Annotated in this window: 8 protein-coding genes; 3 read left to right on the forward strand and 5 right to left on the reverse strand. The window is 74.0% G+C overall.

Annotated elements, in window-relative coordinates; all coding sequences use genetic code 11:
• The first annotated feature begins 184 nt into the window (after nucleotides 1-184).
• Entirely contained in the window at nucleotides 185-772 is a 588-nt protein-coding gene (locus tag QSK26_RS34535; RefSeq protein ID WP_285779528.1) for a uridine kinase family protein, read from the forward strand.
• A gap of 20 nt (nucleotides 773-792) precedes the next feature.
• Here QSK26_RS34535 and QSK26_RS34540 read toward each other — a convergent pair whose 3' ends face one another.
• From QSK26_RS34540 to QSK26_RS34550, 3 genes are all read right to left on the reverse strand, one after another.
• Entirely contained in the window at nucleotides 793-2,631 is a 1,839-nt protein-coding gene (locus QSK26_RS34540; protein WP_285779529.1) for a hydantoinase B/oxoprolinase family protein, read from the reverse strand.
• Nucleotides 2,628-4,661, reverse strand: a complete 2,034-nt coding sequence (locus tag QSK26_RS34545) for a hydantoinase/oxoprolinase family protein (protein WP_285779530.1) — start codon at nucleotides 4,659-4,661, stop codon at nucleotides 2,628-2,630. Before QSK26_RS34545 ends, QSK26_RS34540 begins: the two co-directional genes overlap by 4 nt.
• Nucleotides 4,662-4,733: 72 nt before the next feature.
• Nucleotides 4,734-5,915 (reverse strand): MFS transporter, encoded by a 1,182-nt coding sequence (locus tag QSK26_RS34550; protein WP_285779531.1) that lies wholly within the window; start codon nucleotides 5,913-5,915, stop codon nucleotides 4,734-4,736.
• Between the two features lie 58 nt (nucleotides 5,916-5,973).
• Between QSK26_RS34550 and QSK26_RS34555 the strand changes: the two genes are divergently transcribed.
• The gene (locus QSK26_RS34555; protein WP_285779532.1) at nucleotides 5,974-6,426 is read left to right on the forward strand and encodes a winged helix-turn-helix transcriptional regulator; all 453 of its coding nucleotides are present in this window, start codon (nucleotides 5,974-5,976) and stop codon (nucleotides 6,424-6,426) included.
• A 93-nt stretch (nucleotides 6,427-6,519) separates the two neighbouring features.
• Nucleotides 6,520-7,305 (forward strand): FAD-dependent thymidylate synthase, encoded by a 786-nt coding sequence (gene thyX / locus QSK26_RS34560; protein ID WP_285779533.1) that lies wholly within the window; start codon nucleotides 6,520-6,522, stop codon nucleotides 7,303-7,305.
• A gap of 157 nt (nucleotides 7,306-7,462) precedes the next feature.
• Here the strand turns inward: thyX and QSK26_RS34565 are convergent, their stop codons facing one another.
• Complete coding sequence (locus QSK26_RS34565; RefSeq protein ID WP_285779534.1) at nucleotides 7,463-8,365, reverse strand: hypothetical protein; 903 nt, start codon at nucleotides 8,363-8,365, stop codon at nucleotides 7,463-7,465.
• A 90-nt stretch (nucleotides 8,366-8,455) separates the two neighbouring features.
• Nucleotides 8,456-9,250, reverse strand: coding sequence for an SRPBCC family protein (locus QSK26_RS34570; RefSeq protein ID WP_285779535.1), 795 nt, complete (start codon nucleotides 9,248-9,250; stop codon nucleotides 8,456-8,458).
• Nucleotides 9,251-9,493: the final 243 nt, after the last annotated feature.

The raw sequence follows: 9,493 nt of genomic DNA on the forward strand, positions 1-9,493 counted from the left end.
GCCGTTCCTTCCCCGCGGCCAGGACTCGAACGCGCGACACCGACCGGCTCCGGACCCCCGGCCACCGAGCGATCACAGCCGATCACGGCCGATCACGGTCGATCCGTACGAGGCCCGGCCGGCGTCACCGGGCGAAGGCAACCCCCGGTGCGGCACCGATCACAGGCGGCGAGACAATCAGGGCGTGGCCGACAAACTCTCCCACGCCGGGTTGGCCGATCTGATCCGTACCCTGGAGCCGTCCTGCGGCCCGGTGCGGCTCGTCGCGGTCGACGGCCCCGCCGGGTCGGGCAAGACCACCTTCGCCGGGCGGCTGGCCCGCGCGCTCGACGCCCAGGTGGTGCACAGCGACGACTTCCCGGTGCCCTGGGACCAGCCGCCCGAGGCGTGGTTCCGGCTGGTAGAGGAGCAGATCCTGCGGCGTCTCGCCCGCGGGCTGCCGGGCCGGTACCGCCGCTACGACTGGACGCACGACGACTACGCCGAATGGGTGGACGTGCCGGTCGCGCCCGCGCTCATCCTGGAGGGCGTGAGCACGGCCAGACGGGCGACGGCGGACCTCACCGCGTTCACCGTCTGGGTCGAGGCGCCCGCCGACCTGCGCCTGCGCCGCGTGCTGGCCAGGGACGGCGCCCACCTCGAACCCCGCTGGCGCACCTGGATGCGCCAGGAGGACGCGTGGTTCGCGGCCGACTCCCCGCGCGAGCGCGCCGACCTGCTCGTGGACGGGGCGGCCACCTGCCCGGAGGAGGCCGTCCCCGTCCTCGGGTGACCCGTGCGGGGGACGGCGGATCAGGTCAGGTGGTCCACCTCGGCGCTCCGGCCGCCGCCGGACAGCTTGGGGAAGCCCGGCCCGCGGTCGAAGAAGGGCGCGTCGGCCGGCACCCCGGCGCGGAGCCGGTCGCGGAGCGCGGCCGTCGCCGCGAGGTCCGGCTCGGGGTCGCCGCCGGCGCCCGCGCGCAGGACCACGCCGTAGTCGTCCGCGGCGCCGCGCGCCGACACCTTGCCGTCGCGCACGTCGGCGGCGACCAGCGCGGGATCCCGCTCGTACGGCGAGCCCCACCCGCCGCCGCCGGTGGTCCTGATCCTGATCACCTCGCCGGCCCGCACCGGCGAGTCGTCCACCAGCCCCTCCATCTCCCGCCCGTCGATCGTGACCAGGAACGGCCGCCCGGCCCGCCCGCCGTTCACGCCCCAGCAGGCGAGGATGGCCCGGTCGGCGATGGACATGAACGACGCGTCGCGCAGCATCCGCACGTGCTTGTCGTAGCCGAGCCCGCCGCGGTAGAGCCCGGGGCCGCCGCTGTCCACGGCCAGCCCGAGGCGTTCGACCCGGAACGGCCAGCGCGACTCCGCGAACTCCACCGGGATGTTCCGCGAGTCGGGCACGACGTGGATGGTGTCCTCGCCGTCGGCGTACCACCGCCCGCCCGATCCGCCGCCGAGGACCTCCCGCATCAGGTACGGCGAGCCGTCGGCGGCCGTGCCGTACACGCCGGTGTAGCGGATCGTCTCCTGGTCGGCCGGCATCCGCCCGCCGGTGGCCTTGGCCAGGACGCCCGCGAGCACGCCGAGCAGGCGCAGGATGACGAAGGTGCGGGCGTTGGTCGGGGCGGGGAAGATCGGCGTGAGCAGGGTGCCCTTCTCAGGGAAGATCAGCTTCATCAGCGGCACGACGCCCTCGTTGACGTCGAGCTCGGCCATCCGTTCCGGGGTGTCGGCGAGGTTGCGCAGGACCGGCGCCAGCCACTTCTTCAGGAAGACGCCGTCGGCGTAGTCGCCCGCGTGGTTGATCGGCCCCTTGGCCTGGGGCGAGGTGCCGGTGAAGTCGATCACCAGCGGCTCGGCCGCCGCGTGGTCCACGGTGAGCGTGATCCGCTGGGCGTGCAGCCGGGGCTCGTCCACCCCGTCGTGCTCCGCGTAGTCCTCCCAGACGTGCGTGCCCTCGGGGATCTTGGCGAGTAGTTCGCGGCGGAACGTCTCGGTCGTCTTGGCGATGATCGCGTCGAAGCACGCCTGCACGGCGGCCCGGCCGTACCGGTCGAAGAGCTCGCCGAGGCGGCGCGCGCCCATCAGGCAGGCCGAGCACTCCGCGTCGAGGTCGCCGGCGAGCGAGTCGGGCATCCGGGAGTTGCGGGTCATGATCGTCAGGGCGGCGCGGTTGGGCGTGCCGCGGTCCCACAGCTTGATCGGCGGGACCATCAGGCCCTCCTCGAACACGCTGGTGGCGTGCGAGGGCATGGAGCCGGGCACCGCGCCGCCGATGTCGTCGTGGTGCCCGAACGCCTGCACGAACGCGACCACGGCGCCGTCGTGGAAGACCGGGACCGTCACGCACAGGTCGGGCAGGTGGCCGATGCCGCCCTCGGACAGGTAGACGTCGTTGTGGAAGTAGACGTCGCCGGGGTTCATCTCCGCGATCGGGAAGTCCCGCACGACGGGCTGGACCAGCGCGGAGTAGGACCGGCCGGTGAGCTTGCGCAGCCGCGCGTCGTGGATGCCGGCCCGGAAGTCGTGCGCGTCGCGGATCATCGGCGAGCGGGCGGTGCGCGCGATCGCCGTCTCGACCTCCTTCTCCACCGAGGCGAGGGTGCCCTCGACGATCTCGACCAGGATCGGGTCCGCGGTCACGCGTCTGCCCCCTTCGCCGGGCGGATGATCAGGTTGCCGTGGTCGTCCACGGTGGCGGTGAAGCCGGGGTGCACCGGCACGGTCGAGCCGTACTCCTCGATGACGGCGGGACCGGGGACGGCCGCGCCCGCGGGCAGGTCGGTCCTGCGGTGGATCGGGGCCTCCCCCGGGCCGTCGAAGAACACCGGCCGGGACCGCGGCGCCACCGGGCCCGCCGGACCCGCGACCGGCCGCCGCGGAGCGGGACGGGTGATCGGGCCGATGCCCGAGACGCGCAGGTTGACCCATTCGACGCCGTGCCGGGGGTCGTCGCGGTAGCCGTACCCGTAGAGCTTCTCGTGGGCGGTGTGGAAGGCGTCGAGGACCGTGTCACGCCAGGCCGCGCCGATCGGACCGGCCGGGGCCGGCACCCGCACCTCGTACGCCTGGCCGTAGTAGCGCAGGTCGGCGCCCCGGACGTGCACGTGCTCCGTGAAGCCCTCCCGGTCCAGCGCGGCGGCGGCCTCCGCCTCCAGCTCGGCGTAGATCCGCGCGGCGGCGCCGAGGTCGAGGTCGCGGGTCACGCAGGTGCGCACGTAGTCGTTCTTGACGTCCACGGTGAGCAGGCCGAACGCCGAGACGTTGCCCGGGTCCGGCGGCACGAGGACCGCGGGCAGGCCGAGGATGTCGATGAGCCGGCAGGCCAGCAGCGGCCCCGACCCGCCGAACGTCACCAGCGGGAAGTCACGCACGTCCAGGCCGCGCTGGACGGTGATCCGGCGGATCGCGTTGCACTGGTTGAAGGCGCTGATCTCCAGGATGCCGGTCGCGGTCCGCTCCGGGGTCAGGCCGAGCTTCCCGGCCAGCGCCTCGACGCCCCGCGCGGCGGACGCCGGGTCCAGCGGGATCTCGCCGCCGAGCAGGTGCGGGGGGACGCGGCCGAGGAAGACGTGCGCGTCGGTGACGGTGACCTCGGTGCCGCCGCGGCCGTAGCACATGGGGCCGGGATCGGCGCCCGCCGACCTCGGGCCGACCTTCAGCGTGCCCTCCGGCGAGATCCAGGCGACCGAACCGCCGCCCGCGCCCACCGTCACGATGTCGATCATGGGGATCTTGCACGGGTAGCCGCCCACCGAGCCCTCCGTGGTCAGCGACGGCTCGCCGTCGACCACCACGGCCACGTCGGTGGAGGTGCCGCCGCCGTCCAGGGTGATCACGCTGGGGCGCCCGGCCTGCGAGGCGATCAGCGCCGCGCCGAGCGCGCCGGCCGCGGGGCCGGACAGCACGGTGGTGATCGGCTGGTGCACGACCTCGGCCGCCGACAGCACGCCGCCGTTGCTCTTCATCACCGAGAACGGCGCCTGGAGCCGCTCGGACAGGTTGGCGATGTAGCGGCGCATCGTCGGCTTGACCGCGGCGTCCACCAGCGTCGTCACCGACCGCTCGTACTCCCGGTACTCGCGCAGCACGTCGCTGGAGATCGACACCACCGCACGGGGGTGCTCGCGTGCCAGCACGTCGCGCATCCGCCGCTCGTGCCCGGGGTTGGCGTAGGAGTGCAGGAAGCACACGCCGATCGCGTCGATCCCGCGTTCCCTGAACCAGCGCGCGGCCCGCACGGCCGCCGCCTCGTCGAACGGCCGGACCTCGCGGCCCAGGTGGTCCAGGCGCCCGCCGACGGTCCGCACCCGGTGCACCGGGACGATACGCGGCGGCTTGACCCAGAAGTAGGAGTTGCCGTACCCGTCGGGGACGCTCTGCCGGGCGATCTCCAGGATGAACTCGAACCCCTCGGTGGTGACGAATCCCAGGTCGGCGATGCGGTCTTCGAGGAGCTGGTTGGTCGCCACGGTGGTGCCGTGCACGATCCCGGTGACGTCGCGCGGGCCGGCGCCGCCGAGGATCTTCGCCACGCCCGCCATGAACCCCTCCGCGGGGTCGGCGGGGGTCGAGGGGGTCTTCGTCGTGGTGATCTCACCGGTCTGCTCGTCCACGAGGACCACGTCGGTGAAGGTGCCCCCGGTGTCGACGCCGATACGGATGCTGCGCATGCCCTCGTGTCTACCCATCCCGCGACGAACGCCGAATCGGCGGAGTGTGCCGAAGGCCGGGGCGGAACGTCGTCAGGTCTCTACCGTCCGCCGGGTGAGCGCCCACACCAGGAGCGCCAGGAGGCTGATCGCGGCGCCCAGCGCGCACACCGCGGTCCAGCCGGCCGCCGCGTAGAGCGCGGTCGCGGCGGCGGCGCCGCCGGCGCTGCCGATCGAGTAGAAGACCATGTAGCCGCCGATCAGCCGGCTGCCCGCGTCCGGCCGCAGCGGGTAGATCAGGCTCTGGCTGGTCACGTGCACCGCCTGCACGGCCAGGTCGAGGACGATCACGCCGCCGACCAGCGCCCACAGCGACTGCCGGGTGAGGGCCAGCGGCAGCCAGGAGGCGGCCAGCAGGGCCAGCGCCACGCCGGTGGTCCGCCGCGAGTGGCCGCGGTCGTTCAGCCGGCCCGCCACCGCGGCGGCCGCCGCGCCCGCCGCCCCGGCCAGCCCGAACGCGCCGATCGCGGTGTGTGACAGGGACAGCGGGGGCTCGCTCAGCGGCAGCGCGACACTGCTCCACAGGGTGCTGAAAGCCGCGAAGATGAGCAGCGCGAAGACCGCGCGGAGCCGCAGCAGGCGCTCCTGGGCGAAGAGCGTGACCGTGGAGCGCAGCAGCCGCCCGTAGGTCAGGCCCGGTGCGGGCGGCCCGCCCGGCGGCAGCGCGCGGCGCAGCGCCACGGCGACCGCGCAGGTCAGGGCCGCCGAGGCGAGGTAGACCGACCGCCACCCGGCGAAGTCGGCCAGCAGGCCGGACACGGTGCGCGCCAGCAGGATGCCGGCGACCACGCCGCTGGTCACCGTCCCGACGACCGCGCCCCGCCTCGCGGGTACGGCGAGCGACGCGGCGCAGGCCACCAGCGTCTGGGTCACCACGGCGAGGAGTCCCACGGCCGCCATCCCGGCCAGCAGGACCGCCGCGGACGCCGCCGTGCCGACCGCCACCAGCGCCGCGGCCAGCAGCAGGAGCTGGGTCACCACGAGGCGCCTGCGGTCGGCCAGGTCGCCCAGCGGCACGACGAGGAAGAGTCCCAGCCCGTAGCCGAGCTGGGTGAGGGTGACCATCGTGCCGAGCGCCGCCGGGCCGATCGCGAAGTCCGCGCCCAGAGTCACCAGGAGCGGCTGGGCGAAGTAGACGTTGGCCACCGAGGTCCCGGCGGCCAGGGCGAGCAGGAGGGTGGGCGGCTCGCCCACTTTTTGGTTGCATCTTGCCACCAGCAGGACGGTAGCCGGGCTGGTAGCATGTTGCAACTGGAGACGGTGGGAGGATGTCATGGTCAGGCGGACCCGGTTCGACGACAGCGACTGCCCGGTCGCGCGGTCGGTCGACGCGATCGGCGACTGGTGGTCGCTGCTGATCGTGCGGGACGCCTTCGACGGCAGCCGGCGCTTCGGCGAGTTCCAGCGCAGCCTCGGAGTGGCGAAGAACATCCTCAGCGCGCGGCTGCGCACCCTGGTCGCCGGCGGCGTCCTGGAGACGGTCCCCGTTCCCGGCGGCCATCACGAATACGTCCTGACGCCGAAGGGCCGGGACCTCTTCCCGGTCATCGTGGCGCTGCGGCAGTGGGGCGAGGCCCACTTCTTCGACCCCGGCGAGCCGCATTCGGAGCTGACCGACCTCCGGCACGGCCGCCCGCTCCGCCCGCTGGAGGTGCGCGCCGCCGACGGCCGCCTCCTCACCCCCGGCGACACCGCGGTCGCCAAACTCGACCGCGCGGACGCCTGACCTTCACGCCCTCCCGGCGGGGTGCCGCGGGCGGGACGCGGCGGACGTGGGACACTCTGGCCGACCGTTCCCTATCTGCTTCGGAGGATCACTTTGCGCCGCGTCGAACCTCAGGTCCGCCTCGTCGCCCGGCCGCGCCTGGACTACGACGAAGTCGCCGGCTACCTCGCCGAGGTCGGCGGGGAGAGCTGGCTGGAGCGGGTGGACCGCGGCGACCTGGACGACGCGCAGAACCTGGCGGAGTTCGCCGGCCGTACGTGCTACCGCTCCTGGGAGCCGGGGCTGAACCCCAACGTGAGCCGGATCCGTACCGACCAGGACGAATACCTGCGCAACATCCTGGCCAGCGCGCACGGCTCGGTGCTGGAGCACGTGAGCTTCTCCTTCGTCATCCACAACGTCAGCCGGGTGGCGACCCACGAACTCGTCCGGCACCGGGCCGGCACCGCCGTGTCCCAGGAGTCGCTGCGCTTCGTCCGGCTGGACGACCTGCCGTTCTGGTTCCCCGAGTGGGCCGAGCGCGACGAGGAGCTGATGGCCAGGGCCACGGAGCTGCTGGAGCGGATGGAGTCCTTCCAGCTCTGGATGGCCGGCCACTTCGGGCTGGACGAGGAGGGCGTGCCGTTCGCCGAGAAGAAGGCCAAGACGTCCTTCATGCGGCGGTTCGCCCCCGAGGGCGTGGCGACCGGGCTGGTGTGGACGGCCAATGTCCGCACGCTGCGGCACGTCATCGAGAGCCGGACCGCCCCCGGCGCGGAGGAGGAGATCCGGCTCCTCTTCGGCAAGGTCGGAGAGCTGATGGCCAAGGAGGCCCCGGCGCTGTTCGGCGACTACACCGTCGAGGACGGCGCCTGGACCCCCGGCTGGCGCAAGGTCTGAACCCCCGCCCCCACCGAGCCCACCCGGCCCACGGCGCAGGCGCCGACCTCCCGCGCTTCGGACGTCGGTATAGATGCCGCCCCCACGCCTTGGACGTCGGCGTCGATGGCGACCGGCCTTGAGCTCGGGGGTCGGCGTCGATGCCGGTGGCCCTGGCTCAGGGTTCGGCGTCGATGTCGTCCATCCGGGCGGCTAGGCGGGCGCCGTCGCCGTCGGCGAGCGCCGCGACGGCCCGCCACCAGGCGAACCACTCGCCGCTGCGCCACATCCAGTCGACGCGCTCGATCGCGGCGATCACCTCGCCCCTGCGCCGCCACGGCGAACCCGTCTGCTCCAGGGTCGCGCCGTGGCGCAGCGCCCAGGAGCGGAGCGGGTCGGCGGCGCCGGACTCCACCGGCGCCTCGTACGGGTCGGGGTGCTCGCCCTCCAGCGGATGCGGGCCGAGCCCGGCGGCGACCCCCCAGCTCCACAGGGCCTCGGCGGGACGCGAGTAGCGCAGCGACGCGAAGTCCAGGTTGGAACCGAGACCCCGGTCGGCCCGGCGCACGACCACCGCGTCCAGCCGGCCGCCCGCGTCGAAGGCGACCACCAGCCGCTGTCCCGGCTCGGCCGCCTGGGGCAGCTTGATGCGGTCCTCGGACTGCCAGGAGTTCAGGTCGGCGGCGGCCACCGCGGGGCCCCAGCGCTCGTCGGCCGAGTCGTCGGCGATCCACGCGGAGAGCATCTCCAGCACGGTGAGGTCGGTCCACGGGTCGACCGCGGTCGCCGACGACAGCGCCTCGTCCGGCGGCGGCAGCTTGCCGCCCCTGCCCTGCTCCCACCAGCCGGCGCCCAGCTCACGGGTGCCGACGAGCAGCCCCGCGAGCGACGCCAGCTCGGTCGAACGCCGCGTCAGCGGAGCCCACCGGGCCAGCTCCAGACACCGCTCGGTCCGCGCCGGCCCGAGCACCGTCCTGGCCTCCCGCACCAGCGCCGAGGCGGTCGGCCGCTCCTCACCAAGAAGATCACGGATGAGCTCCCTGGCCTGTGTCCGGGCGTCCTCCGCTCGTGCCTCCCGCATACTCGCCACGTTACGCCCAGAGATCCTCTACCGCGAGACTCCGTGACATTGCTTGATCCTTCCGGGCAGGGCCGCCACGGGAGCGGTGGGTCAGCGGCGGCGCGCGGTACGCCCGAGAACCCACCCGATCACGGCGCTACCCAGCGCCACCCCCGCCCCCGCCCCGAACGCGGCAAGCATCGTCCACGGCGGCACCCCCGCCTTCACCGCCCCCGCAGGCCGCTCGTACGTCGTCCCCGGCCGCATGGCGGGGTGGGCCTCCGTTGCGGGGTGGGCCTTCGTTGCGGCGGGGACGGCTACCGCCGCCGGGTGGGCTTCCGTACCGGCAGAGGTGGCCGCCGTGCCCAACCGGGACTCCGCGCCGGGGACCACCAGGTGGGGTTCCGTGCCGGGGGCCACCAGCTGAGATTCGGTACCGGGGGCCACCAGGTGGGGTTCTGGGAGGGCGGGGGTCGTCAGGTGGGTTTCGACGGCGGTGAAGAATTCGGCGGCGGTCTTCTTGGCGACCGTGCCGAGCATTCGCTGCCCGACGCCGCCGATCATGCCGCCGACGACCGCCTCGGCGTCGTAGTCGACCTGGGTGCCGCCGTCCGTCTCCGCCAGCCGTACGGTGACCGTCGCGTCCACGGTGCCCGGCGCCCCCTGCCCGCTGGCCTTGAGCACGAACGACGCGGGCTCGTCGAAGTCGGACAGCGCCACCTCGCCCTCGTACACCCCCTTGATCGAGGCGACCCCCGCGCTCACCGTCATCCGGTACGCGTCCCCGCCCAGCGCCTCCAGCCGCTCACACCCCGGAATCGTGCGCACCAGCACAGCCGGATCCCGCAACGCCTGCCACAACCGCCCACGCTCGACCTCAAGCAGGGCACTCCCCACGACCTTCATCCACACCTCCGAAAACCCGCACACTAGACAATCCCCACCCACCCCGATAGGGCAACATCCGCCCTCCCCACCCACCCCCCATCGTCTACTCCCCCACCCATCCCATAGTGACCTCCTCACCCACCCTCCACCTCCTTCCCCTAACCCCCCCCCCCCCGCCCCCCCCCCCCCCCCCCCCCCCCCCCCCCCCCCCCCCCCCCCCCCCCCCCCCCCCCCCCCCCCCCCCCCCCCCCCCCCCCCCCC

This window comes from Microtetraspora sp. NBRC 13810 (genome assembly GCF_030268685.1).
Taxonomy (GTDB): Bacteria; Actinomycetota; Actinomycetes; order Streptosporangiales; family Streptosporangiaceae; genus BSRQ01.